The 24,132-nt window shown below is 59.4% G+C and carries 29 protein-coding genes; 17 read left to right on the top strand and 12 right to left on the bottom strand.

Features of this window, described 5'->3' with window-relative positions; translation table 11 throughout:
• Positions 1–57: 57 nt before the first annotated feature.
• Entirely contained in the window at positions 58–234 is a 177-nt protein-coding gene (gene rpmF / locus DXY35_RS10675; protein ID WP_006851068.1) for a 50S ribosomal protein L32, read from the top strand.
• Here the strand turns inward: rpmF and DXY35_RS10670 are convergent.
• From DXY35_RS10670 to DXY35_RS10660, 3 genes are read right to left on the bottom strand one after another with little or no spacing between them, the layout of a single operon-like run.
• The gene (locus DXY35_RS10670) at positions 198–1,175 is read right to left on the bottom strand and encodes a phosphoribulokinase (RefSeq protein WP_115082267.1); all 978 of its coding nucleotides are present in this window, start codon (positions 1,173–1,175) and stop codon (positions 198–200) included. The genes rpmF and DXY35_RS10670 overlap by 37 nt on opposite strands.
• Positions 1,165–1,476 carry a DUF565 domain-containing protein gene (locus DXY35_RS10665; protein ID WP_115082266.1) on the bottom strand — a complete coding sequence of 104 codons (312 nt, stop codon included), beginning with the start codon at positions 1,474–1,476 and terminating at the stop codon, positions 1,165–1,167. Before DXY35_RS10665 ends, DXY35_RS10670 begins: the two co-directional genes overlap by 11 nt.
• Entirely contained in the window at positions 1,473–2,252 is a 780-nt protein-coding gene (locus tag DXY35_RS10660) for an HAD-IA family hydrolase (protein ID WP_115082265.1), read from the bottom strand. Before DXY35_RS10660 ends, DXY35_RS10665 begins: the two co-directional genes overlap by 4 nt.
• Before the next feature lie 32 nt (positions 2,253–2,284).
• Here DXY35_RS10660 and recJ point away from each other — a divergent pair, with 32 nt between their 5' ends.
• Entirely contained in the window at positions 2,285–4,183 is a 1,899-nt protein-coding gene (recJ, locus tag DXY35_RS10655; protein WP_115082264.1) for a single-stranded-DNA-specific exonuclease RecJ, read from the top strand.
• A gap of 10 nt (positions 4,184–4,193) precedes the next feature.
• Here recJ and psb30 read toward each other — a convergent pair whose 3' ends face one another.
• Positions 4,194–4,301, bottom strand: a complete 108-nt coding sequence (psb30, locus tag DXY35_RS10650; RefSeq protein WP_025362280.1) for a photosystem II reaction center protein Ycf12/Psb30 — start codon at positions 4,299–4,301, stop codon at positions 4,194–4,196.
• A 108-nt stretch (positions 4,302–4,409) separates the two neighbouring features.
• Here psb30 and DXY35_RS10645 point away from each other — a divergent pair, with 108 nt between their 5' ends.
• The 11 genes from DXY35_RS10645 (at position 4,410) to fmt (ending at position 14,408) form a co-directional block, all read left to right on the top strand.
• Positions 4,410–4,784, top strand: coding sequence for a YkgJ family cysteine cluster protein (locus DXY35_RS10645; RefSeq protein ID WP_115082263.1), 375 nt, complete (start codon positions 4,410–4,412; stop codon positions 4,782–4,784).
• The gene (locus tag DXY35_RS10640; protein ID WP_244273113.1) at positions 4,774–5,106 is read left to right on the top strand and encodes a TMEM165/GDT1 family protein; all 333 of its coding nucleotides are present in this window, start codon (positions 4,774–4,776) and stop codon (positions 5,104–5,106) included. Before DXY35_RS10645 ends, DXY35_RS10640 begins: the two co-directional genes overlap by 11 nt.
• Before the next feature lie 2 nt (positions 5,107–5,108).
• A complete protein-coding gene (locus DXY35_RS10635) occupies positions 5,109–5,426 on the top strand; it encodes a TMEM165/GDT1 family protein (protein ID WP_115082262.1) in 318 nt (105 codons plus the stop codon).
• Positions 5,427–5,526: 100 nt separating this feature from the next.
• Positions 5,527–7,863 (top strand): RNB domain-containing ribonuclease, encoded by a 2,337-nt coding sequence (locus DXY35_RS10630; protein ID WP_115082261.1) that lies wholly within the window; start codon positions 5,527–5,529, stop codon positions 7,861–7,863.
• 3 nt (positions 7,864–7,866) lie between these two features.
• Positions 7,867–8,475, top strand: a complete 609-nt coding sequence (locus tag DXY35_RS10625) for a flavin prenyltransferase UbiX (RefSeq protein ID WP_115082260.1) — start codon at positions 7,867–7,869, stop codon at positions 8,473–8,475.
• A complete protein-coding gene (locus tag DXY35_RS10620) occupies positions 8,472–8,957 on the top strand; it encodes a hypothetical protein (protein ID WP_115082259.1) in 486 nt (161 codons plus the stop codon). The genes DXY35_RS10625 and DXY35_RS10620 overlap by 4 nt, the downstream gene beginning before the upstream one ends.
• Before the next feature lie 45 nt (positions 8,958–9,002).
• The gene (locus DXY35_RS10615; RefSeq protein ID WP_115082258.1) at positions 9,003–9,440 is read left to right on the top strand and encodes a DUF2996 domain-containing protein; all 438 of its coding nucleotides are present in this window, start codon (positions 9,003–9,005) and stop codon (positions 9,438–9,440) included.
• 66 nt (positions 9,441–9,506) lie between these two features.
• Positions 9,507–10,577 (top strand): magnesium-protoporphyrin IX monomethyl ester (oxidative) cyclase, encoded by a 1,071-nt coding sequence (gene acsF / locus DXY35_RS10610; protein ID WP_115082257.1) that lies wholly within the window; start codon positions 9,507–9,509, stop codon positions 10,575–10,577.
• A 32-nt stretch (positions 10,578–10,609) separates the two neighbouring features.
• Positions 10,610–12,019, top strand: coding sequence for a TldD/PmbA family protein (locus DXY35_RS10605; protein WP_115082256.1), 1,410 nt, complete (start codon positions 10,610–10,612; stop codon positions 12,017–12,019).
• On the top strand, positions 12,019–13,389 hold the full coding sequence (locus DXY35_RS10600; RefSeq protein WP_115082255.1) for a TldD/PmbA family protein: 1,371 nt from the start codon (positions 12,019–12,021) through the stop codon (positions 13,387–13,389). The genes DXY35_RS10605 and DXY35_RS10600 overlap by 1 nt, the downstream gene beginning before the upstream one ends.
• A gap of 2 nt (positions 13,390–13,391) precedes the next feature.
• On the top strand, positions 13,392–14,408 hold the full coding sequence (gene fmt, locus DXY35_RS10595; protein ID WP_115082254.1) for a methionyl-tRNA formyltransferase: 1,017 nt from the start codon (positions 13,392–13,394) through the stop codon (positions 14,406–14,408).
• A gap of 1 nt (position 14,409) precedes the next feature.
• Here fmt and DXY35_RS10590 read toward each other — a convergent pair whose 3' ends face one another.
• Genes DXY35_RS10590 through DXY35_RS10580 form a run of 3 tightly spaced genes read right to left on the bottom strand, consistent with a single transcriptional unit; the run spans position 14,410 to position 16,129 of the window.
• Complete coding sequence (locus DXY35_RS10590; RefSeq protein WP_115082493.1) at positions 14,410–15,060, bottom strand: hypothetical protein; 651 nt, start codon at positions 15,058–15,060, stop codon at positions 14,410–14,412.
• A 3-nt stretch (positions 15,061–15,063) separates the two neighbouring features.
• Positions 15,064–15,402: a DUF6464 family protein gene (locus DXY35_RS10585; RefSeq protein WP_115082253.1), complete on the bottom strand. Its 339-nt coding sequence runs from the start codon at positions 15,400–15,402 to the stop codon at positions 15,064–15,066.
• Entirely contained in the window at positions 15,392–16,129 is a 738-nt protein-coding gene (locus tag DXY35_RS10580) for a DUF475 domain-containing protein (protein WP_115082252.1), read from the bottom strand. The genes DXY35_RS10585 and DXY35_RS10580 overlap by 11 nt, the downstream gene beginning before the upstream one ends.
• A 38-nt stretch (positions 16,130–16,167) precedes the next feature.
• On the opposite strand from DXY35_RS10580, the gene DXY35_RS10575 reads away from it, so the two are divergent.
• Positions 16,168–16,923, top strand: coding sequence for a hypothetical protein (locus DXY35_RS10575; RefSeq protein ID WP_115082251.1), 756 nt, complete (start codon positions 16,168–16,170; stop codon positions 16,921–16,923).
• A 214-nt stretch (positions 16,924–17,137) separates the two neighbouring features.
• Here DXY35_RS10575 and DXY35_RS10570 read toward each other — a convergent pair whose 3' ends face one another.
• The gene (locus tag DXY35_RS10570) at positions 17,138–17,332 is read right to left on the bottom strand and encodes a hypothetical protein (protein WP_114989119.1); all 195 of its coding nucleotides are present in this window, start codon (positions 17,330–17,332) and stop codon (positions 17,138–17,140) included.
• Positions 17,333–17,449: 117 nt separating this feature from the next.
• Positions 17,450–17,719 carry a hypothetical protein gene (locus DXY35_RS10565; RefSeq protein ID WP_115082250.1) on the bottom strand — a complete coding sequence of 90 codons (270 nt, stop codon included), beginning with the start codon at positions 17,717–17,719 and terminating at the stop codon, positions 17,450–17,452.
• A gap of 204 nt (positions 17,720–17,923) precedes the next feature.
• Between DXY35_RS10565 and DXY35_RS10560 the strand changes: the two genes are divergently transcribed.
• Positions 17,924–18,430 carry a hypothetical protein gene (locus DXY35_RS10560; RefSeq protein WP_115082249.1) on the top strand — a complete coding sequence of 169 codons (507 nt, stop codon included), beginning with the start codon at positions 17,924–17,926 and terminating at the stop codon, positions 18,428–18,430.
• Positions 18,431–18,460: 30 nt separating this feature from the next.
• On the opposite strand, the gene DXY35_RS13215 is transcribed toward DXY35_RS10560, so the two are convergent.
• Both DXY35_RS13215 and DXY35_RS10555 read right to left on the bottom strand, forming a co-directional pair.
• Positions 18,461–18,595, bottom strand: a complete 135-nt coding sequence (locus tag DXY35_RS13215; RefSeq protein ID WP_006851938.1) for a hypothetical protein — start codon at positions 18,593–18,595, stop codon at positions 18,461–18,463.
• A 40-nt stretch (positions 18,596–18,635) separates the two neighbouring features.
• Positions 18,636–18,872: a hypothetical protein gene (locus tag DXY35_RS10555; RefSeq protein ID WP_115082492.1), complete on the bottom strand. Its 237-nt coding sequence runs from the start codon at positions 18,870–18,872 to the stop codon at positions 18,636–18,638.
• A gap of 64 nt (positions 18,873–18,936) precedes the next feature.
• On the opposite strand from DXY35_RS10555, the gene mfd reads away from it, so the two are divergent.
• Together mfd and DXY35_RS12835 are read left to right on the top strand one after the other, a co-directional pair.
• Positions 18,937–22,515 (top strand): transcription-repair coupling factor, encoded by a 3,579-nt coding sequence (gene mfd, locus DXY35_RS10550; RefSeq protein ID WP_115082248.1) that lies wholly within the window; start codon positions 18,937–18,939, stop codon positions 22,513–22,515.
• Between the two features lie 79 nt (positions 22,516–22,594).
• Positions 22,595–22,762 (top strand): hypothetical protein, encoded by a 168-nt coding sequence (locus DXY35_RS12835; protein WP_170950601.1) that lies wholly within the window; start codon positions 22,595–22,597, stop codon positions 22,760–22,762.
• 1 nt (position 22,763) lies between these two features.
• Here the strand turns inward: DXY35_RS12835 and DXY35_RS10545 are convergent, their stop codons facing one another.
• Positions 22,764–24,113 carry a S41 family peptidase gene (locus tag DXY35_RS10545; protein ID WP_115082247.1) on the bottom strand — a complete coding sequence of 450 codons (1,350 nt, stop codon included), beginning with the start codon at positions 24,111–24,113 and terminating at the stop codon, positions 22,764–22,766.
• Between the last annotated feature and the right edge of the window lie 19 nt (positions 24,114–24,132).

Here is a 24,132-nt window from a genome sequence, read left to right as displayed (position 1 = left end):
TTTGACGCAAGGGGGTTCCAAACGAGACAATCTCGGTTTGGAAATTCACCAGGCGCAATGGCCGTCCCGAAGAAGAAAACATCCAAGGCCAAGCGCAACCAGCGCAGCGCCACCTGGAAGGCCAAGGCAGCCGTTGCCGCCCAGCGCGCCATGTCCATTGGCAAGTCTGTGCTGAGTGGCCGCGCCCAGGGTTTTGTTTATCCGGTGAGTGAGTCCGAAGACGGCGAATCCTGAGTCGAACTCGGGAGGTGGATCCTCCGCAGAGTTCGATCCGGATCCACCTCCACAACAACATCCGCTCGCATGGTGTGAAAACTGCTCGATGGCAGCGAGCAGAGAATCATGCGGATGAAACGATCCAAGTCGGCATTCGACAGCGACGCACCGCGTTCCGCTTCAAGGGTGGCTTCCTGTTGGCGCTTCCATCGCCAAGGCGCGTTGAAGTCGGTTGCTCGCAGTTGCCAGAGTTGATCGAAACACCTCCAGGTGGGTTCGTAGTGGGCGAGCACGGGTTGCAGCTTCAGGCGCCACTCCAACTCCTGCGCCGTTAGGGGGCTCTCGAGATGGGGCTCATCCGCAGTTGCGTCGTCATTTGGGCTGCAGCCCACAAACCAACCCTCAAAAATCAGCAGGTCGGCATCGCAACGGCGCCAACCGCTTCGATCTCCTCGGCCATGGCGTTTGGCTTTGTCGAAGCAGGGCATCAGAACGTTCTCACCCTGTCGCCATGTTTGAAGACACTCCTGCAGGAGCTCCAGGTCATGGCTGCCAGGAAGCGCACGCGGCACACCCCAGGGGTTGCCCTGCATCGCCGCATCAAGCCGTTCGGCCTCGAAATAAAAGTCATCGAGCGAAACCACCTGGATCGAGAGCTGAAGTGCCCGTGCGGCCGCTTCAATCCACTGCCCCAGGGTGGTTTTCCCGCAACCCGGCAAAGCACTGAATCCGAGCAGTCGGCGTTGTCCCTGCCATTGCTGGCCCAGGTTCAGAAGCGGCAGACCAACAGACCAGAGCCAATCCGGTGTCGCCTGAGGATGCCAGTGATCGATGGCGACCCGATGCCACCCAGAGTTGCGCTGCAGTGCAGACCAACTCGGAAGGTCGCCCAACTCGAGATGCTGCAGCAACCGCTGCTGATCCTTGCTGGGGATGAGGCGTTGGCCCTCAGGATCCAACTTTGAACGCCTCCAGAACAACGGCGTAAACGAATCCAAGCCGGAGGTTGTCCAGCCAGGGAAGACGACGGCGCCCAAGAACCATCAATTCACAGGCGATGAGGGCATAGAACGCTGTGTACGTCCTGAGTTCAACAGCATCCAGGATGTAGACGGGAAGGTTGCTGCCGATGAAAAATCCGAACAGCAGCAGCAACAACGAAGCGCTGCGACGCCACCAGGGGCCAGACCAGGACCGCCGGATCCCAGCGCCCCACGCGTTCTGAAGCCCCGCAAGACGTGTGCGCTGGATTGAGCTCATCGATCCGGCACCGACAGCAGGTACTCCAGATACTTCAGCGTTACTGCCCCCTCCTGGCAAGAGGCACCGGAAAGCACGGTTGCTGGCTGTCCAGGGTCCCCCAGGTGATTCAACACCGCAGCAGCCTCGCCACCGGACTCATGCAGAGCATCGGCATCCCAGGGGGAAGGGGTCAGCAGACAACGCAGACCTGCGGCTCTTGCCGCCGAAAGACCTGCCGCAGAATCTTCGATGGCAAGGCTGGCAGCACTGTTGGCCCCACTGCGTTCGAGAGCGAGTCGGTAGCCGTCCGGTGCTGGCTTTCCCGAAGCAACGTCATCCGATGTCACCACCCCATCGAAGCTGGGGATTTGCTTCTGGATCTGTTCCAGCAGAGCCATCACCGAGGCCGATCCGCTGGAGGTGACGATCCACTGCTGCACGCCGGCCCTGTTCAACTCCTGCAAAAGCCTCTTCACTCCGGGACGGAGATGCACATGTCCTTGGCGGACCAGTTCCAGGTAATGGACGCGTTTGCGATCACGCACCTGGTCCAGTTGGTTCTGGCTGAGATGCACCCCACAGGTTTCAGCGTGGAGTTTCACCCTGCGCAGCCCGCCAGGAATCGCCAGCAGCCTGTTGTAGAGCGCTTCATCCCAAACAAAGGGAAGATCCAGTTCCTGGAAGGCCATGTTGAAGGCCGGTCGATGACCGTCCATTTCCGTGTCGGCCAAGGTGCCATCCACATCCCAGAAGACCGCTGAAAGCCTGTTCACCTTGAGGAGCAGCAACGGCACAATGCTGGGACATCACCGCCTGTTGCGTTCCCTTGCCGGCTGTTTCGCTGCATTGGTCCTGGTCCCTTCCCGCCGTGGTGGAACCATCGCCATTGCAAGGGCTTGATTTGCCGCTGTCGCTGCGCTGTGTGCTGCGGCGCAGGGGATTCAGCTCCACATCCGAGGCCGAGAGCTTTCTCTCCCCTGGTGATCTACCGCCCACACATGATCATTTCCCCGATCTCGAGCAGGCCTGTACACGCTTGGTAAAGGCCTGCCGTTCCCGTGAACGCGTCGCCATCTGTGGTGATTACGACGCCGATGGGATGACCAGCACTGCGTTGTTACTGCGGGCATTGGCCCCGTTGGGTGCTGAGCCGGAACCCGCTATCCCATCGCGGATGGAGGAGGGATATGGCCTCAATCCCGCCATGGTGCAGCGGCTCTACGACGATGGCGTGCGATTGCTGGTCACCGTTGATAACGGTGTTGCCGCGAGGGAAGCCCTCGAACTGGCCGCAAGTTTGTCGATGCAGGTGATCGTGACCGATCACCACACGATCCCGGCGCAACGGCCGCCCATGACTGCGCTCATTCATCCGGCCACCACCCCGGAGGGCTCGCCTTACCGCGGACTCGCCGGTGTTGGGCTGGCCTATGTGCTGGCCCATGCCGTTGCCGATGTTCTGAACAAACCAGAAGCCATCCGCGTGGCCCGGGATCTGTTTTGCATCGGCACGGTGGCCGATATGGCTCCTCTGGTGGGGGCCAACCGCAGTTGGTTGCTGGAGGGGCTGAACCATCTGCATCGCTCCGAGTGCAAAGGCGTGCAAGCGCTTCAGCGCCTGGCGGGTCTCGGGGAACGTCCGCTGACGGCAGAAGACATCGGGTTTCAGCTTGCACCACGCATCAATGCAGTGGGCCGCCTTGGAGAACCGAGGCTTGTGGTGGATCTGCTCACGGCTGACGATCCCGATTCAGCCATGGCCCTCGCACGCCGTTGTGATGATTACAACCGCCAGCGACGGGATCTCTGCGACGCGATTGAAGCGGAGGCCGTGGCACTGGTGGAAGCGGAGTCCAGTGACGCTCTCCCCTCATTCCTGCTGTTAGCGCAAAGCCACTGGCACCACGGGGTGATTGGCATTGTTGCTTCGCGGCTGATGGAGCGCTATCACCGCCCCACCGCTCTTCTGGCCGGAGATGGAGATGGAAGTCTGCGGGCTTCGGTACGGGGACCCATCGGTTTCGCGGTGGATCGTGCCCTCTCCAATTGCAGTGATCTACTGACCCGCTTTGGAGGCCATCCCGCTGCCGGGGGGTTCACCGTTAAAGCGGAATTCGTGCATGCCCTGCATGAGCGCCTCTGCGCCGAAGCCGATGGCTGGTTGGTGACCCAGGCCCAGGGGCGTCCTGTGCAACCTGACGCTCTGCTGCAGTTGAAGGACGTGAACTGGGATCTTTGGCGCCACCTGCAATCCCTGGCCCCCTTCGGCATCGGTCATCCTAAACCCCTGTTCTGGTCACGGGGGGTGAGCGTTGAAGATCGGCGCGATCTAAAAGGAGGACATCTGGCCCTGACGCTGCGTCAGGGTGAAAGTGAGCGTCGCGCCATCGCCTGGCGATGGGATCCAGCGGCGCCTGTTCCCGCATGCTGTGACGTGGCTTACAGCATTTCGATCAACCGTTGGCAGGGTGAACAGCGTCTGCAGCTGGAGCTCAAGGCCATCCGTGCCCATACGGAGTTGGTGTTGATCGACCGCGGCACACGGCAATACACCGCCCAGTTGACGGAAACCTCAGGGCTGAAGCTCACCAATGGAGAGGGTGAGACGCTTCAGGCGAGCATTCAACAAGAACAATCCCTCACCAGCGACAACGATCTGGCGAGGGATCAGCGGGTGATTCAGTTGATCGAGGAAGCCTGCCTTGGGTTGGGGCTACGTCCTTGAAACGAGGCGATCAGAGTGCGCCGCGGCGGTAGAAGAGGATGAAGATGACAGCGGGACCAGCAATGGTGATCATCGCCAGGGCGGCAAAGTTGGCGATCAGGTGAATGTCAAAGCCCATGGCGATGCAGCGCTGTCCAAAATCGTTACGCCTCCCAGGCTACGGGGCTCTGTCCCAAGAGCGACGGATTGGTTCTGATCTCTGTGATGGCTTGTCACAGCTTCAATCATGAGCCAAGAGACGCCGCAATGGTCCTGCATCAAACACTGTGGAGCCTGTTGCCGACTCGCTCCCGAGGAACGGGCTGATGCCCTGGCGGCCTTGAACGAGGAGCAACAACGCACCTATCTGGCCATGGTTGGCCCTGACGGCTGGTGCATCCACTACGACACGGGCAGTCAGCGCTGCACGGTTTATGAGGAGCGTCCTGATTTCTGTCGTGTCAGTGGTCTGGGCCGTCTTTTTGACGTCCCCGATGATCAGTTCGATGCCTTCGCCATCACCTGTTGCCAACAACAGATCCGCAGCACCTATGGCGGCCGCAGTGGCGTGATGCGTAGGTTCAAGCGCGCTCAGACCGCGGGAGGTTCTGTTGACGAGTGAGCAAACAAGCCCTGAGTCGCGCAGCTTTGTTGCCGTGTTGTTCAGCACCTTCACCACAGTGTTTGTGGCTGAACTGGGCGACAAAACCCAGTTGGCAACGCTGTTGCTCTCGGCCCAGTCCGGCTCTCCTGTTCTGGTGTTCATCGGTGCCGCGCTGGCATTGATTTCATCCAGCCTTGTGGGCGTTCTCGTCGGTCAATGGTTGGCCAAAACCCTTCCGCCTGAGCGTCTTGAACTGATGGCTGGGGTGCTGATGGTGGCGCTCGGCATCTGGCTCGGTCTTCAGGCCGCCAGCTCCCTTTGGTTCAATGCAGCGAGCTGACGATGGATTTTCCCCTTCTGATCTCCACGTTCTTGACCGTGTTCCTTGCCGAACTCGGTGACAAGACCCAACTGGCCACCGTTGCCATCAGTGGCACGTCCAATCGCCCCCTGGCCGTGTTTCTCGGCTCATCATCGGCGTTGGTTCTGGCCAGTTTGCTGGGGGCCTTCGCCGGTGGTTCCGTTGCAACCGTGATTCCAAGCGACCTGCTTCAGCTGCTGGCTTCCGTGGGTTTCCTCGTGATCGGCGGCCGCTTGCTGTTTCCTCTCGTCCGTGATGGTGAAGCCAACTCGGACGGGGATCAAACTTCTGAGTCCTAAAGTGATCTTTGAAGGGCTGATTTTGCACGGCCTGCTGAAGAGCGTCGACCACCCCTTCCCTCTCTCCCGGCCCTGATGGTCGGTTTCTGCGCACGCCACGATGAAATTTACGGTTGCCGATCTGCTGGATCAGCTCTCAACGGAGCACTCCTCTGAGCCCGACCAACTGGCAAAGATCCTCAAGCTCAGCAACAAGACGGATAAAGCGGCGCTTGAGCTTGCCGTTTCATCACTGATGAAAATCGGTGTGATCGAAAAGACCAGTGAGGGTGGTCTCACACGGCCCCAGGAGAGTGATCTGATTGATGCTCGCCTGCGTTGCAGCAGCAAAGGCTTCTGCTTCGCCATTCGCGATGACGGCGGCGAGGACATCTACATCCGTGACCATCAGCTGAACCACGCCTGGAATGGCGATCGTGTGCTGGTGCGGGTGACGCGGGAGGGCGGACGCCGCCGCTCTCCTGAAGGAGGTGTGCAATGCATCCTGGAACGGGCCACGCAATCTCTCCTGGCTCAGGTGGAGCAGCAGAGCGACCAGCTGCTCGCCTCCCCCTTGGACGACAGAGTGCTTGCCGGCATTGAGCTGCCAGCTGAGGATTCCAAGCATCTGCCCGGTGATGAGGTCTCCAGCGTTGTCGAGGTACGCATCGATCGCTATCCCGTGGCTCAGCATCCTGCGGCCGGCCATGTTGTGCGATCTCTCCCGCTCAATGGAGGACCAGCAGCCGACCGGGACCTGCTGCTGACCAAGGTTGGTCTCCAGGACCGTCCAGTAGCACCTAGAAGCTCAGGCAAAACCCCTGCGTCCAAGGGCCGGGTCGATCTCACCGCACAACCATCGCTGCTGCTCAAAGGATGGAGTCAGGACGATGCACCGGGGTTGCCTGCCGTGCACGTTGAAGCGAGGGACGGCGGTTGTCGCCTCTGGGTCCACGCGCCCAGCGTGGGCGAGCGGATCGGTCTGGGCAACAGCCTCGATGCCTGCCTGCGGGACCGTGGTGAAGCCCTTTGCCTCGGCGAAGTCTGGCAACCTCTTCTCACTCCGGCCCTCCACAAGGCCACCAGCTTCTCGGCCGGGTCCGAGGCTGATGCCATCAGCGTTCGGCTCGACGTCTCTGCCAACGGTGAGGTGAGCGACTGGGAGTTCATGCTCAGCACGGTGCGCCCCGTCGCCGAAGTGAGCGCCGATCAGTTGGTCGCCCTGGCGGAACGCAAACCCAAGGCGCGCAGCGTCCCGACCGCCCTCAAGCCGATCAAAGACCAACTCGGTCAGCTGGAGACCCTGCGCTTCTGCAGCACGCTGTTGTTGGAGCAGGAGCGTGCCAACGGGGTTGTGCAGCTCGATCTCTGCCCTCCACAGCTGGAGGCCCTTGGTGACCTCTGCAGCGCAGATCCCTCCGGGTTGCGGCATCGCTGGGTTGATGCGTTCAACCCGGTCGACCCCCATGCGTTCCTTCAGCCTCTGTTGAGGGCCGCCGACCGTGCGTGGACCGCACAACGACTCGAGCTCCAACTGCCGGGCATCACCGTTGAGGCGGATGAACCCGATGGCAGCGTGCTCACCGATGTGGCAAAGACAGCCATTGCCCTGGATCTTCCCCTTGAACTGGATGACGACGGCTGTCCATCAGCTTCGGAGCTGGTTCAGGTGTTCAAAGACAGCAGTCAGCGCCGGGTGCTGGAACAACAGCTCAGTCACGCCCTGCCACCTCTCACCCTTGTGGCATCCACAGAGGCCCCCCCTGCGGCAGCAGATTCCGATGAAGACGAGGTTGCTGCGTCAAGCCGGAACAGCTCACTGACCCCATGGACCTGTGCCACCCAGCACTACGCCCACCTGGTGAATCAACAGGTGATCGTTGCGCTGCTGACCGATGCCAAGGATCGTCCAACCGTCCGTCACAAGACGCGTCTAAAGCTTGGCCTCAAGGGTGCCGGTGCTGATCTCACGTGGCCCCTGTTCACCGCATCCCAGGACGAGAAGTTGAACGGATTGGTGAACGAGCGCACCGTGCAGCGGCTCAACACGCGACGGCGCCAGGTGTTGGAATTGGAAAAGGATCTGCTTTCGATGATCCAGGCCCGTTCAGCCCAACCCCTGATCGGCGAACAGGTGGAAGGGCGCATCAGTGGTGTGCAGAGCTATGGCTTTTTCGTGGAAGTTGGTGAAAGTCGCGTTGAAGGGCTGGTGCATGTGAGCTCCCTCAACGATGACTGGTACGAATACAGATCACGCCAGAATCGCTTGGTCGGGCGCAAGAACCGTCAGACCTATCAACTTGGCGACGCCGTACAGGTGCGCGTGATCAATGTGGATGTTCTGCGCAACCAGATCGACCTTGAGGTCATCAGCCAGGGTTCCAATGGCTCCACGGAACCTGAATCCTCAGCGCCTGAATCCTCGGAGCCGCTGCCCGTTGCCCTCAGCGAGCGCTGAGTGATGCATCCCTACGTTCTGGCAGTCACCGGTGCATCCGCTCAACCTCTGGCCGAGCGTGCCCTACAGCTGCTGCTGCAGCGCGAGCGCTCGGTGCATCTTGTGCTCAGCCATGGTGCCCATGAGGTGTTTCGTGCGGAACAGGGCCTGACGATCCCTGTTGATCCCCTGAAACAACGTGCGTTCTGGCGAGAGAGGCTATCGGTGGAGAGTGGCGAGCTCACCTGTCATCGCTGGAATGATCAGGCTGCCTGCATTGCCAGTGGCAGCTACAGAACCCGGGCGATGGTCATCGTTCCCTGCAGCATGGGAACCGTCGGGCGGATCCATGCCGGTATCGCCGCAGATCTGATCGAACGTTGTGCGGATGTGCATCTCAAGGAGCGTCGGCCCCTGGTGATTGCTCCCCGGGAGATGCCTTTCAACCTGATTCACCTCCGCAACCTCACCAGCCTCGCTGAAGCTGGAGCCACCATTGCCGCTCCCATTCCGGCCTGGTATTCCCGGCCCGATTCCTTGGAGGAGATGGTGGACTTTCTGGTGGTGCGCCTGTTCGACGGCCTGGAGGAGGACCTTGCACCCCTGAAGCGCTGGCAGGGCCCCCTGGAATGAACATGTTTCAGCGGTTGCTGCTGATTCCCTGCCTGGCGCCACTGCTGGCGTTGCTGGTTCTTTCGGCCACCAATGTCGGAGACAAGACCCGGATCCGTCTGCTGGTTTGGACAACACCTCCGCTCCCCGTTGGGGCGTGGACAGCGCTGGCTGGCGTTGGTGGTGCGGCCGGAGCCGCTGTCGCAGCGGTTTTGGTCTCCCCAGTGGAGCGTCCTCTGAGTCGCCAGAGGCGATCCCCTGTTCAACCGGAGTTTGAGGAGAGGGGCTATACCGACTACGAACCGACACCCAGATCCAGCACAAACCCAGGCCCCGAACGAGATGTGAGAGAACCGGCTCCAACGGTGTCTGTGGCCTACCGCGTGATTCAACGCCCTTCGTCAGTCCCCCCGCAGTCAGACGCTTCATCAGGCACTTCAGCCGTGGGCTCTCCTTCTCAGGAGTTCAGTGATTGGGGAGATGATCCGGAGGCGAACTGGTAAGCAGCGCACCAAGCTGCTTACAGTTGCGCCAGCAATGCTGGATCGGTGAGCGAAACCCCAGTCGAGAAGCAGTCTTCAGGTCAAGAGGCCCCTGCCAAAACGGCGCCGAAAGCGAAGCCGCCCAAGCCGGAGGACAAGCCCTTCCCTGAATTCATCGACACACTGTTTTTGCCGGCCGTCGCCAAACAGTTGGCCGAACATGACATCACCGCTGATCGGCTCGAGCGCGTGGATGGGCAGCGTCCCGTTGTCGGTGGTGAATGTCCAATGGTGGTTGGTGAGCTTCCAGGGGGGCGCCGCTTCTGGGTCTGCTTCTCCAAGGCCGACATCAACAGCGCCAAAGTGATTGCCCTGGCTGATGCCGGCAGCGAGCCAACGCTGCTGGAGAGCTTTCTGATCGATGAGAAGCGGATGTCTTTGGCCCTTCTCGTTTCCCGTCTCTTGCAACGGCTCAACGGCCAAAAGTGGCTGGGAGGTAACTAACCGCCCGCATTGGCCTCGGGGGTTGGGCTGACACGCCTACATTGGCAGGATCGTGAACCGCAACTGATGGTCCCTCCCACCGCCGTGGCCGAAGGCAGCGCTGTAGCCATCAAGGATCCTGTCAAGGACACAATCCTGACCCCTCGCTTCTACACCACCGATTTCGAAGCGATGGCGACAATGGACCTTCAGCCCAATGAGGCTGAACTTGAAGCCATCTGTGAAGAGTTCAGGAAGGATTACAACCGCCACCACTTCGTTCGTAACGAGGAGTTCGAGGGTGCTGCGGACAAGCTGGATCCTGAAACCCGCAAAGTGTTTATCGAATTCCTTGAGCAGAGCTGCACATCGGAATTTTCAGGATTCCTGCTCTACAAGGAACTGAGCCGCCGCATTAAGGCGAAGAACCCTCTTCTGGCCGAGTGCTTTGCTCACATGGCTCGGGATGAAGCTCGCCACGCCGGCTTCCTCAACAAGTCGATGAGTGATTTCGGCATGCAGCTGGATCTCGGCTTCCTGACCGCGAACAAGGACTACACGTTCTTCAAGCCGAAATTCATCTTCTACGCCACCTACCTGTCTGAAAAGATCGGCTACTGGCGTTACATCGCCATTTACCGCCACCTCGAAAAGAACCCCGACAGCAAGATCTTCCCGATCTTCAATTTCTTTGAGAACTGGTGTCAGGACGAAAACCGACATGGTGATTTCTTTGATGCCCTGATGAAGGCACAACCGGACACGGTTCGTGGCCCCATCGCCAAACTCTGGTGCCGCTTCTTCCTGTTGGCGGTGTTCGCCACCATGTACGTGCGCGACGTGGCCCGCAAAGAGTTCTACGAGGCTCTCGGATTGGATGCTCGCACCTACGACAAGATGGTGATCGAGAAGACCAACGAAACGTCTGCGCGCGTTTTCCCAGTTGTTCTTGATGTGAACAACGACAAGTTCTGGACACGCCTCGAACGGCTGGTGGCCAACAACGCCGCATTGGAAAAGGCTGATGCAAGCGATGCCATCGCTCCTCTGAAAGTGCTTCGCAAGCTGCCCTTCTGGATCGGAAACGGTGCCGAGATGGCCAAGCTGTTCCTGATGCCAGCGATCGACAGCGATCGTTTCCAGCCAGCTGTGCGCTGAGGGGACTCCCCCGGCCCAATCGAGGAGATTTCTTGACCAACGCCTTTTCGAATCAGTGGCAAGGACTCTTGGAGTCCTTGCTGCACCGTGGCAGCTCGGCAGGAGCCGACCTGGTGGAAGTGTTTCTTGAGCGCACCGACCACATCGGTTTGCTTGCCGAACAGGATCGGATCACCAGTGTGAATCCGTCGTTCGCCCGTGGAGCTGGCCTCAGGGTGTTCCGTGATGGCCGTGATGGCTTCGTCAGCACCAACGATCTCAGCGAAGCCGGCCTCCAGCGCGCCCTCGATCAGGCCCTCGCCATGCTCGGTCTCGAGGCGCAACAGCTCGCGTCCCCTTCAGCATTTGAAGGGTTGAAGCAGCTGACCGACCACGGCTTGAACAAAGTCGATTGGCTGGAACGCTGCCCCTCCTTGGATCAGGCCAGCCAGTGCCTGCTCAAAGGCACAGACCATCTCAATCGTCTTGGTCAGCACTTGCAGGTGCGCCGTGGCAGTTACTCCCGCGACTGGCAGGAAGTGTTGGTGGCTGCATCCGATGGCACCTTTGCCCGCGACATCCGCCTGCATCAGTCGACCGGTCTCTCCGTTCTTGCCGCCGACGGCGATCACCGATCCAGCATTGGCCGCCGCTATGGCAGTTCCGATCGTCCGGACGATCTTCGGGACTGGGATTCCGAAGCCAGTGCAGCTGAAGTGTGCAACAGCGCTGGAACGATGTTGCGGGCCGACTACGTGGATGCCGGACAGATGCCGGCTGTTCTCGCCAACCGGTTCGGTGGCGTGATTTTCCACGAGGCCTGCGGCCACCTGCTCGAAACAACCCAGATTGAGCGGGACACCACGCCCTTCGCAGACCGGGTTGGTGAACTGATCGTTCACCCTGCAGTCACCGCCATCGATGAAGGGCTGAGTGGTGGATCCTTCGGTTCCATCTCGATGGATGACGAGGGAATGGAACCTGAGCGCACCGTGCTGATCAAAGACGGAGTGCTCCAACGCTTCATCAGTGACCGGGCCGGTGAACTGCGCACGGGCCACAAACGCACCGGAAGCGGCCGGCGTCAGAGCCATGCCTTTGCAGCTGCGAGCCGGATGCGAAACACCTTCATCGACGCCGGTCCGCATACCCCTGACCAGTTGATTGAATCCGTCGATCAAGGCCTGTACTGCAAGGCCATGGGTGGAGGAAGCGTCGGCCCGACAGGTCAGTTCAATTTCTCTGTTGAAGAGGGGTATCTGATTGAGAACGGCAAACTCACCAAACCGGTGAAAGGGGCGACGTTGATCGGTGATGCCAAGGAGGTGATGCCACGCATTTCCATGTGCGCCAACGATCTGGAACTGGCTGCCGGGTTCTGCGGATCCGTGAGTGGAAGTGTGTTCGTCACCGTGGGCCAACCCCACATCAAAGTTGATTCGATCACTGTGGGGGGCCGTTGATGATGAGCAGCAACAACAGCCTTAACGCCACGGATCTCAGGGATCGCCTTCAGACCCTCGCCTCGCGTGAAGGCATTCGTCGTTGGGATCTTGGTGCCGCCTGCAGTGACGATTGCTCCGTTCAGGTGGATCGTGGTGAAGCCAAACAACTCAAGGCTTCGCAGCGGAGCTCTATCACCATCCGGGTTTGGAACAGCGATGGCCTGGTAGGCATTACCAGCACCACCGACCTCTCCGATGGCGGCTTGGAACAAGCCCTGGTAGGAGCCCATACGGCCAGCCGTTTTGGCAATCCCGAGGACATCCCTGAGTTCTCCCCCCTGGCCACAGCTCCACTCCCCGAGCTCGATCGCCCGCTTCAACCACGCCAAGGAATCCTCCCCCTGCTGGACACCCTTCGGGATGCGGAAGCCGATCTGTTGGGTCGTCACCCCGCGATCCAGACCGTCCCCTACAACGGACTGGCGGAATCCCTGTCCCAGAGCCTCTATCTCAACAGTGATGGAGCACTGCGGCAGATGGAGCGCACCCAAGCCAGCCTGTATCTCTACGCAAGGGCGGAGGAAACAGGTCGTAAGCCCCGCAGTGGAGGTGCTGTTCGTCTGGGTCTTGGCAGCAGCGAACTGGATGTTCAAGGCTGCATCAGCGAGGCCGTTGATCGCACCGTCAGCCATCTGGACTATCGACCGATCGAAACCGGGAGCTACCGGGTGTGCTTCACCCCCGAGGCCTTTCTCTCACTGCTTGGTGCCTTCAGCAGCATGTTCAATGCGCGTTCAGTGCTCGATGGGGTGAGCTTGAGCCAGCGGGATTCGATTGGATCCGATGTGGCGGTTCCTTTCTTCAACCTCCACGATGACGGCCTCCACCCCGGACACATCAGTGCGGCAGCCTTCGATGGCGAGGGAACACCAACCCGACGTCTCTCCTTGATTGAAGGCGGAACCCTGCGTAATTTCCTTCACTCGGAAGCCACGGCCCGAGCCTTCGGTGTTCAACCCACCGGTCACGCTGGACTTGGAGCCAAGGTTTCGGTGGGTCCAGACTGGTTCGTGGTTGGTTCCAACCCGCAGGTGAGCAGCGGTAACAGCCTCAACCACCGCACCGAGTCAGGCCCCTTCGTGCTGATTGAGGATCTGTCAGCGCTTCACGCCGGTGTGAAAGCCACCCAGGGATCCTTCTCCTTGCCCTTCGATGGATGGTTGGTGAACAACGGCGAACGGGTTTCCGTGGAAGCAGCAACGGTTGCCGGTGACATCCGCTCTGTTCTCAACGGCATTGCTCATCTGGAAGCTGATTCTGAAATCACCCACCGAGGCGTTTCCCCTCATGTTTGGGTGGATGGACTCTCCATCACTGGCGAAGCCTGACGTTGAAGATTCTGTTCTGGGGGACACCGGTCTATGCGGTGCCAACCCTTAATGCACTGCATGATGCGGGCCACACCATCGTTGGGGTCGTCACGCAGCCGGATCGTCGGCGGGGTCGAGGCAAACAGCTGGTTCCATCGCCGGTGAAGGCGAGGGCAGAAGAACTCGGTCTTCCTGTGTTCACCCCTGAACGAATCCGACGGGATGACGATTGCAAAGCCAAGCTCGCTGCACTCGGTGCTGATGCCTCTGTGGTTGTTGCCTTCGGACAGATCCTTCCCAAGGATGTGTTGGAGCAGCCTCCTCTGGGCTGCTGGAACGGCCACGGATCACTGCTACCGCGTTGGCGCGGTGCTGGGCCCATCCAGTGGGCCCTACTCGAAGGGGATCAGGAAACGGGTGTGGGGATCATGGCCATGGAGGAAGGGCTCGATACTGGTCCGGTTCTGCTCGAGCAACGCACCCCGATCCAGCTGCTGGAACCTTCCATCGCCTTGGCCGAACGACTCAGTGCTCTCACTGCAGAGCTGATGGTTCAGGCCATGCCGCTGATTGAAGCGGCGGGACCGGGTCCAGAAGACGAGAGATTGGCAAGGCTCAACGTGCGGGTTCAGGCCGAGGGGTCTACCTATGCCCGCATGCTGGAAAAGCAGGATTTCCAATTGGATTGGTCTGCTCCTGCCCTCAGCATTCATCGCAAGGTGATGGGGCTTCATCCCGGAGTGTTCACCCAGTGGCAGGGCAAACGCCTGAAGGTGTTGCGCACGGAGCCGTTGATCGAACGGCTGCAGGATCAACTCAGTCCTGAGGGACGCAACCTCGTGGGCCAATGGCCCACCGGCGGGCACCCCCCAGGGACGATCCTTGCAGTGATCGAAGATCTGGGTCTTGTGGTGAGCAGTTCAGGCTGCCCCCTTCTGATCCGGGAGGCACAGCTGGAAGGAAAAGCACGCAGCACAGCCCCCGTTCTGTTGCAGCAACTCAACGCCACGCCCGGAGATCGATTGGGCGAAGGTTGATTCAGGATTCCGTGTACAACATCCGCGCTTGAGTCCAGACCCGATCGAGATCCTGCTCGGAAAGCTGAAGAGCTTCCGGGAACATCGTCGAAAGCCATTGTTGGCGCTTCAACAGGGTGTCGGCTTCAAAAAATGTTTGCTGCGACGCCAGAACTCTGAATTTGAGAAATTCCAGCAACCTTGCGCGCAGGCGAACCGTATCGATGAGTTTGATCCGTTGGCCTTGATCACGGAGATGAATGGTGCCGCCTGTTTCCACTCCGCATAATCGCGGTGCAAGCAATTCCAACGTTGTCGGCGGTTGCCAATGGCGCGACTTGGTCGCGGGGTGGGGGTAATAAATCCAGCCGTTCACAACCTCACTTTGAGGCATCTTGATCTGCACACTCCAAAACGAGAACGTTTCGGGGGGGTGGAGGTCGGTCCATTGCACCTTTTCAAACAGGTGATCTGGATCCGAAAGTGAAACCTCGAGGGGGGCAAAGTCGAGATTCAGCGTGCCGAAGTAACAGCCCGAAAGGTCCAGCCCTAAGGACTGGAACACGGGGAATTGCATTCGAATCGTGCCATCCGGATACGGTGAATCGTTGCTTGTTCCGGAGGCGACGCCATGGCCAGCACAGAGTCGCCCAGTGAGCCAGTCCGGTTTCATCAATCAGCGAAGTTCACGGTGGCTGCAGTTCTCGCAGGGGCCTTCCGGCCACACAGCACAGCGGAGCAAAGGACTACGGGCGTTGAAACGACAATTGGGATCACCAATCACCCAGCCATGTCTCCAGGGTGTTGCATCGGCGGGACGCGTCTGGGGTTTCACCAACAGGGCCACTGAGGCCATCACATAGCGACCGTTGCGAAGGGCATAACGGTGACGACGTTGCATCACAAGGAAGGATTGCTGTTCCACAACAAGCCATCGCCCCGGTTGTGGCGGATCCTCAAGATCAACGCGATGGAGCAAACGGTCTCCACTGATATGGCGAAGTTCAACCAGCATGGCCCTCGTCCTGATCAAGTTCCTTGCTGCGGATCCACATTCCCCAGGCAAACAGCAACAGCACCACCACCAAGGTGAGCCAATCGGGTTGATTCAGGCTGGGCACGACAACATGAACAATCAAGCGCAGCGCCACAAAAGCAACGGCAAGAAACCCAGCCGTTTCAAGCCGTGGATACAGATCAAGCCAGCGGATGAACAGGGCGGATGTAAAACGCAGTGCCACGATGCCGATGAAGGCGCCTGTGCTGATCAACACAATCTGATCACTGATGGCCACTGCTGCGGCAACGCTATCGATGGAGAAGGCCAGATCTGTGAAGGCCAGCAGCAAAACCGTGTTCAGAAAAGTGCGTGAGACACCGTTGGATTCATGTCCTTCGCTGGACTCGGCATCATCGCCTGATCGATTGTTGAAGTGATCAACCACCAGCCACACCAGATAGGCCGCAGCGAGGAGTTGCACCCAGGCGTTTTGCAACACCCACTGGGCCAAAACGATCAAAGCGATCCGCAAGACCAGTGCAATGCCAATGCCCAGGTTGAGGGCAAGGCCTTCCCGCTCCGGTTGGCGGCTGCTGCGGGCGATGGCCGCGAGGGCCACGGCATTGTCAGCCGACAGGATCAGCTCCAGCAGTACCAGAACAGGCAACAGGGCCAAAACCTCACCCCATTGATCGGCACCTTCGAAGAAATCCGACAGTGAGGGAAGCGAAGTGATGTCCATCGCGGCAGCCTAGAAAGTGCAAGAGCTGTTCCATTGCGATGCAGATCCGGGCCGAGCTGTGTCACGTCGACACCCTGAGATGCATCGTGCGGGTCGAGGCCTGGCTCGACGGTTCTCTGCAGGGCAGCGCCCTCGGTGAAGCCGCCACTGCTGAAGAGGCTGAGGAGAGAGCGTTGCGACGCCTGAGCTCCAGGCTGGGATCCACTGAGGCGCCACAACAGCCCCTGAATTCAGCTCGCCCAGAAGCCCCCCGGGTGGATGAGCCAAATCCGAAGCAGGTGCCCGTGGAGCGGCCGAGAAAAATTGAGCAGCCCCAACCCTCGTCTGCTCCACACCCCCCTGCCAGCCATCAGGTCCCCGTCCCCCCTGCTGACAATGCCCCCTCTGAAACACCAACGGATCCTGACGACTGGAGTGATGAGCTGACCGCCATCGATATGGAAATCAGACGCATTGGTTGGTCTCGAGAGCAGGAGCAGGAGTATTTGACCCGGGCCTTCGGTCTCGGCAGCCGCCACAAGCTCACACGCTATGCCGATCTGGTGGCCTATCTGCGTCAGTTGAAGTTGATCCAAGCCAACGACGACGCGTCCACCGCACCAGCACCCATCCGTCGTGGTGATCTGCTTCAACAAGGAGATGCCATGTTGAAGCAGCTGGGCTGGAGCTCCGATCAAGCCAGGACCTTTCTCCAACAACAACTGGGGGCGACCAGTCGTCAACAACTCAGTGATGAACAGCTGCTGCAGTTCAACATGCTGCTGGAGGAGCAGACGCTCAGCCAGGCCAAATAAGCACTAACACTCAGGAATGGTCAGGGCTAGTGGCTTACAACGGGTTTGCGGCAGGGACTGATACGGCGTCCATGCCGATTGCAGCAGGGTGAATCGTCTACACACTCTGCGCAGCCCGGTCGTTCCCTCCGCTTCTTTCCTGAAGGGGGGAATGGCCCCTATGGGGCTACAAGGAGATCAGAGCTCAGAAGTGAAGGGTTGCTGAGCTGCTAGATCAACTGCGGAAGTTGAACTCCAGCTTGGTTTTGGGTTTTTGGTACTTGATCACATTCATCACCTGAAGACCAGTATTTTCAGACTTTCTCTCCTCGGCAAGTGCTTTGAGGATCATTGAGCCTGAAGCCTGCCAGTCTTGATCAACTTCGATCAATTGCTTGGCTCGTGAGTAGTACTCCGCAGCTTTTGCCAAATAATCAGACTTCTGACTTGATGTCTTTGGAGATATTGCCGTTGTGATGGACTTCGCTTCCGCTGCGATAATTGTACAACACCCTTTTGCAATGGAAAGCTCACTTATGCGTGCACTCTAGCGGCGCGTTCTTTTGTAGAGAGCTTGATTCACCAGTGGAAAGGCATAGGGCATTTGGTTATTTTCATTCTTGATGGCTTCAAAGCAGGCAGGAGACTCATCTGTATAGCAATCTTCAAGAATGCTTGCTTTGGCCTGTTTCAGGGTTAATCCATCTCTCAATCCCGCTTCAAAATTGAATGCCGCCTCATAGCTTTGGCATGCACCGGGTCGAGCTTCCGTGCTGTGACCTAACAACAGCAGCGCTAAACCCGCAAGGCCAGCCATGGGACGCCTTACCAATGTGACTGAAGGCATAACGGGGATCGATTGGTTCACGGCGGCGATCGGGCCGATGGTCTGTCACGTATTGCCAGCCCGGTGGATCACTGCCTCGAGGATCCTATTTGGCATAAGAGTTGGCTTCCAATCTCAACGTTTTGAATCTTTAACCTGCCAAATTCACCAGCTGCACTCGCGATAGGGTCAGGCATGGATGACTCCACCCTGGTTGTACGGCAGCTGATCAATGAGCTTCGGGATGACATGTCCGAAGCGGGCCGTGAACTCAGAAATCGCAGCACTTGGGATCTCCAATGCCCCGTCGTCATCATTGATGCACGTACCGAACCCAACCGGGTAGTTCGTACCTCAGTTCGCGGCATCACTGGTGCCATCGCCACCAGCAACGTGATCGATGATCCCTTGATGCGGTCTTTTCTGGATCGCTTCCGTGAAGTTGGTGCTGATGAAGCCCTCGATGAATTTCTGCAGGGACCGGAGGCAGAACGTTTCTCCGAGCTCTGGGACATCTACAACGACGAAGCCCAACAGCAGGGTCTAGCGGTCTGGTCCCACAGTGACGCCGCCAAATTTGTGCTCAAGTCGAAAACTTGTTTTGACGATGGTCAGCTGGCCTGTGTTGCCATTACGTCGGGGGACCATCGTGATGCCCACGACGTGCTCACCTTTTCTGTGGATGCCTGCTGGTTGTCTTGAGCGCCGGTTCGGCCTTAAACGCACCGGAATTCAGGAGCGGATCAGTTGAACAACAACAAAAAGCGCTGAAGCTGCCAGGGGCCAAAGCAACCAGGTCAACTGAGGAATGGTGAGGGCGAGCACAAGCCCGATCACGAAGAAAATCAGAAAACGGCCGAGGGTCATGAAGGCACCAATACCGACGTATTGAACCGAAAACCCCGCCTTAGGCCAGTTTTTCGCGCCTTGAGCTGGGGGCTGGTTCGGGGGTTAACAAGATGGGGACCGAGGAAGCAACCAGCACGCCGCCCACAGTCAGCAACACCAGCAGCGGAATGGGCCGGACCAGGGGCTGACGCTGCAACGGTGTCGCGCAGCTGGAGCAGAGCGGAACAACCTCCTTGGGTGGATGCAACACCAAGGCCGGGCCGCAACAGCAGGAGGGGCAGCGGTAGCGCGGCATCGACCGGTGAAACGCAGCTGCAGGCACCTTATTGCGAAGATCATGGATTGCCGAGGCCTGCTCCATGCCGCTCCGTTCCCTGGTGACCAAGTTGCAGGAAACTGCACTCACCGGTGAGCTTGATGAGCGCTCAAGCCGCCCCGAACGTTTGCTGATGCGCGGGGCTGGTCGTTGCAGCCGAGCTCTGGTGGCCAGCGCGCTCTCACAGCGGCGGGGCGCACCTCTGCTCGTGGTGGTGCCAACGCTTGAGGAAGCGGGACGCTGGACAGCGCTGTTGGAATTAATGGGATGGAGCCAGGCCAGCCTGTACCCCACCAGCGAAGGCTCTCCCTATGAACCCTTCGATCCCACAAGTGAAATCACCTGGGGGCAACTTCAGGTTCTGAGTGACCTGCTGGGGGAACCCAACGCGGCGTCCTGGGCCATCGTGGCCACGGAACGTTGTTTGCAGCCCCATCTCCCCCCGCCAGATGTTCTTAAAACAAAAACGCGCACCTTGCGCAAAGGGGATGAGGTTGATCTGGAGGCACTGGGCGAGACGCTGGCCCAACTTGGCTACGAGCGGGTAACCACCATCGAGCAGGAGGGGAGCTGGAGCCGTCGCGGCGACATCGTCGACATCTTCCCGGTGAGCAGTGAGCTGCCTGTTCGACTCGAATTCTTCGGAGAGGAGCTCGACAAGCTGCGGGAATTCGATCCCGCCAGCCAACGCTCACTGGATCCCGTCGATGCGCTTCGACTCACACCAACAGGGTTTGGGCCTCTGATTGCGGACCAGCTCAGAGAGACAATGCCCGATGGACTGGAGCAACTGCTCGGTTCTGAGGGCACAGAGCAGCTTTTGAACGGCGGGACACCGGAGGGCATGCGCCGGATGATGGGTCTCGCCTGGGGGCAACCCGCTTCACTGCTCGACTACCTGCCGGACACCACAACAGTGGTGATCGATGAGCGACGCCAGGGCCTAGCCCACGGACAACAGTGGCTCAGCCATGTGGAGGAACATCACCACGACATGGCTGCTGAGGCGGGCCTGGACGAAGGAGATCGTGATCGGGTCTGGCCAGCGGTTCTGCACCGTGAGATTGAAGCCGCCTATGCCCTGACGGAGGTCTTCCATGGCTTTGACATGGCAGAACTGCTCGAAGTCGACCAGCACCCCAACAGCTTCGACCTCGCCAGCCGCACTGTTGCGGCCTACCCCAACCAATTCGGAAAACTCGGGGAACTGATCAAGGGATTTCAAACCGAACGCACGGCGGTTTGGTTGGTGTCTGCACAACCCAGCCGAGCGGTTGCTCTGCTGGAGGAGCACGACTGCATCAGTCGGTTTGTGCCGAACGCGGGAGACAGCAATGCCATTTCCCGTCTGATTGAGCAGAACACCCCCGTCGCCCTGAAGGTGAGGGGCACGGCCGAACTTGAGGGTTTGCAGCTGCCGGCTTGGCGGATTGCTCTGGTCACCGACCGTGAATTCTTTGGCCAGCAGAGCCTCAGTTCCAGTGGCTATGTGCGCCGTCGTCGCAAGGCCGCCAGCCGCACGGTGGATCCCAACAAGATGCGCCCGGGCGATTTCGTGGTGCATCGGAACCATGGCATCGGCCGCTTCAAAGCCATGGAAAAACTCGCGATGTCAGGCGACATCCGCGACTACCTCGTGGTGCAGTACGCCGATGGAATCCTTCGGGTTGCCGCCGATCAACTCGGCAGCCTTGGGCGTTATCGGGCCACGAGTGAAACACCCCCGCAGCTCAACCGCATGGGTGGCACGGCCTGGAACAAGGCCAAGGAACGGGCCAAGAAGGCGGTTCGCAAGGTTGCCCTTGATCTGGTGAAGCTGTACGCAGAACGGCAACAGGCCGCAGGCTTTGCCTTCCCCACCGATGGCCCCTGGCAGGTGGAAATGGAGGAGTCGTTCCCCTATGACCCGACGCCGGATCAACTGAAGGCCACGGCCGACGTGAAACGAGACATGGAACGGCAGGAGCCGATGGACCGACTGGTGTGCGGGGACGTTGGCTTCGGCAAGACCGAAGTTGCGATCCGCGCCATCTTCAAAGCCATCACCGCTGGAAAACAGGTGGCGATGCTGGCCCCAACCACGGTGTTGGCTCAGCAGCACTGGCGCACGCTCTCGGAACGCTTCGCGCCATATCCGATCAAGGTGGCTCTGCTGAATCGTTTCCGGACGGCGTCGGAACGCAAATCCATTCTCGATGGCCTGAAGCAGGGAACCATCGACGCCGTGGTGGGAACCCACCAGCTGCTCAGCAAAGGAGCGTCGTTCCAAGAGCTTGGTCTGTTGGTGGTGGATGAAGAACAGCGCTTCGGTGTGAACCAGAAGGAAAAGATCAAAGTGCTGCGGAAGGACGTTGACGTGCTGACCCTGTCGGCAACGCCGATTCCCAGAACGCTCTACATGAGCCTTTCGGGGGTGCGGGAGATGAGCCTGATCACCACACCACCGCCGCTGCGCCGTCCGATCAAGACGCACCTGGCTTCTCTGGATCCGGAGGCGGTGCGCAGCGCCATCCGCCAGGAACTGGATCGTGGGGGCCAGGTGTTTTATGTGGTTCCCCGGGTGGAAGGAATCGAGGAGGTGGCTGCAGGCCTCCGAGAAATGCTGCCAGGCCTGAAGCTTTTGGTGGCTCACGGTCAGATGGCCGAGGGCGAACTGGAGAACGCCATGGTGGCGTTCAACGCCGGTGAAGCAGACGTGATGCTCTGCACCACGATTGTGGAAAGCGGCCTGGACATTCCTCGCGTCAACACGATCCTGATCGAGGACGCCCACCGCTTTGGCCTGGCCCAGCTGTACCAATTGCGGGGACGAGTCGGTCGCAGTGGGATTCAGGCACATGCCTGGTTGTTCTATCCGGGCAACGCATCGCTGAGCGACACCGCCCGTCAGCGGCTGCGCGCCATTCAGGAGTTCGCCCAACTGGGCAGTGGATACCAGCTCGCCATGCGGGATATGGAGATCCGTGGAGTGGGCAATCTCCTCGGCGTGCAGCAGAGCGGCCAGATGGAAACCATCGGCTTTGACCTCTACATGGAGATGCTGCAGGAATCCCTGGCGGAAATTCAGGGTCAAGACATCCCCAGCGTTGAAGACACCCAGGTGGACCTCCCCGTCACGGCCTTCGTGCCTGCGGACTGGATCACTGATCCCGATGAAAAGATCGCGGCCTACCGAGCTGCCGCCGACTGCCTCACCGCCGAGGCCCTGGTGGAGCTGGCCGCGGGTTGGGCCGATCGCTACGGAGCGCTGCCCGCTGCCGTGGTGTCGCTCCTCCAGCTGATGGAACTCAAACTGCTGGCGAAGCGGTGCGGCTTCTCCAGGATCAAACCTGAGAAGCCCAACATCGTGCTCGAAACCCCCATGGAGGAACCAGCGTTCCGTTTGCTTCGCCAGGGGTTGCCCCAGCATCTGCATGGCCGCTTGGTATATCAGGCCGGCAGCGGCATCCAGCACAAGGTGATGGCCCGCGGTCTTGGTGTTCTCCCCATGGAGAAGCAACTGGAACAGCTGATGGAATGGCTGCGTTTGATGGCAGCCCAGATTCCCGATGCCGATGGCAAAACGGAGGCACAGCGGCAGGAGGAACTGCGTGCCAAGAATGCAGAGGTGGTTCAGGTCTGAAACCTGAACCCAATTCTGAGAAAAACGTTACCAACCACGCAATTCTTCGTTACATTGGTCTCAGCGAAATCCGTTGGACATGGGTGAATTCGTCGAGATCGGTGCTGGTGGCGTTTCTCTGGAACTGATCAGCGGCGTTTTCTGTGCCACAGCTCTCGGTGTGTATGTCCTGTTCCAGCCCGGCGCTTCAGACGATGACGACTCCAACGGTGGCGGCGGCGGCGGACTGATGCAGCCGATCTCCTGAGCTACTGCAGCGCGTAGCTGAGGTTGGCTCGGCCAGGTTGATAGGTCATCCCTGCCTGACTTTTCTTCAATTGGTTGATCAGGGTCCCCTCAGCCGTCCGGTACTGACTGTCTTTCTGGGTACCCAGGTCTTCAACCGAGAAGTTTTTGATCTCCTGCTTCGACATCGCCGCTTCGATGTCCGGTTGGATTCCGTTCTTGTGAATATCGGTTCCCTTGGGTGTCAGATACTTCGCGATGGTCACCGTCAGACCCGATCCATCGGCCAATCCGCGAACGGCCTGGACAAGCCCTTTGCCGAAGGTCTTCTGTCCAACGAGTTGGGCACGGGAATTGTCCTGAAGTGCCCCTGAAAGAATTTCGCTGGCACTGGCGGATCCCTGGTCAATCAACACCACCAGAGGTTTATCGGTGATTGCACTACCCGTGGCGCGCCTCACATCGCGGATTCCTGCGCGGGTTCGGGTGCTGACGATGGTGCCCTCGTTGAGCCATTGGCGGGCGATATCCACACTGGCCTCAAGCAAGCCGCCGGGATTGCTGCGTAGATCCAGCACGTAGCCCTCAGCAGCCTGTGATTCCAGATCCTTGATGGCCTCACGCATCTCACGCGTGGCGTTGGCATTGAATTGCTTGAGACGGATGTAGCCCACCTTGCGGCCATTGGGCGCAGTGTTGAGCATCGCCTTCACGGCATGAATCTCAATGCGCGCCCGTTTCAAGGGCACATCCAGCACCTGACCCTGGCGCCTGAGTCCCAGCACCACATCGGTGCCTTCCGGACCACGGATCAACTTGACGGCGTCCTCGGTGGTCATGCCTTTGGTCGAGGCACCATCGATGGAAATGATCACATCCTTGGGCTGAACGCCCGCACGGGACGCAGGGGTGCCCTCAATCGGAGAGACAACAATCAGCTCTTTCGTGTCTTTGTCGAGACTGAGCTGGATACCCACGCCCATCAACTCCCCGGAGGTGTCGATCTGCATCTCCTTGAACTCCTTCGGATCAAGGAAACGCGTGTAGGGGTCATCAAGGCTGGCCAGCATGCCCCGGATCGCCTCGTAGGACTCGGCGCTGCCCCCGTAGGACTTGCGCAGCAGATTTCTCCGCAACTGGCGCCACGTTCTTTCGTCGTAGGAGCCCGTGGAATCCAGGTAATCGCGATAAACGATCTGCCAGACCTGATCAATCACCTCCTTGGGGCTGTCGTGAATCGATCCGCCGGAGGCCGATGGCAGGGAAAAACCTGGCGAGCTGATGCCCAGGGCGGTGACCACACCACCAACACCCAGCATCAACAGCAACGGAGTCGATCGGACCAAAGAACGCAGGCGCTGACTCCGAACCATGGCCCTTCAGGACTGATTC

It is taken from the genome of Synechococcus sp. N32 (genome assembly GCF_900473895.1).
GTDB lineage: Bacteria > Cyanobacteriota > Cyanobacteriia > PCC-6307 > Cyanobiaceae > Parasynechococcus.
This window is presented reverse-complemented; position numbering and strand designations above follow the sequence as displayed.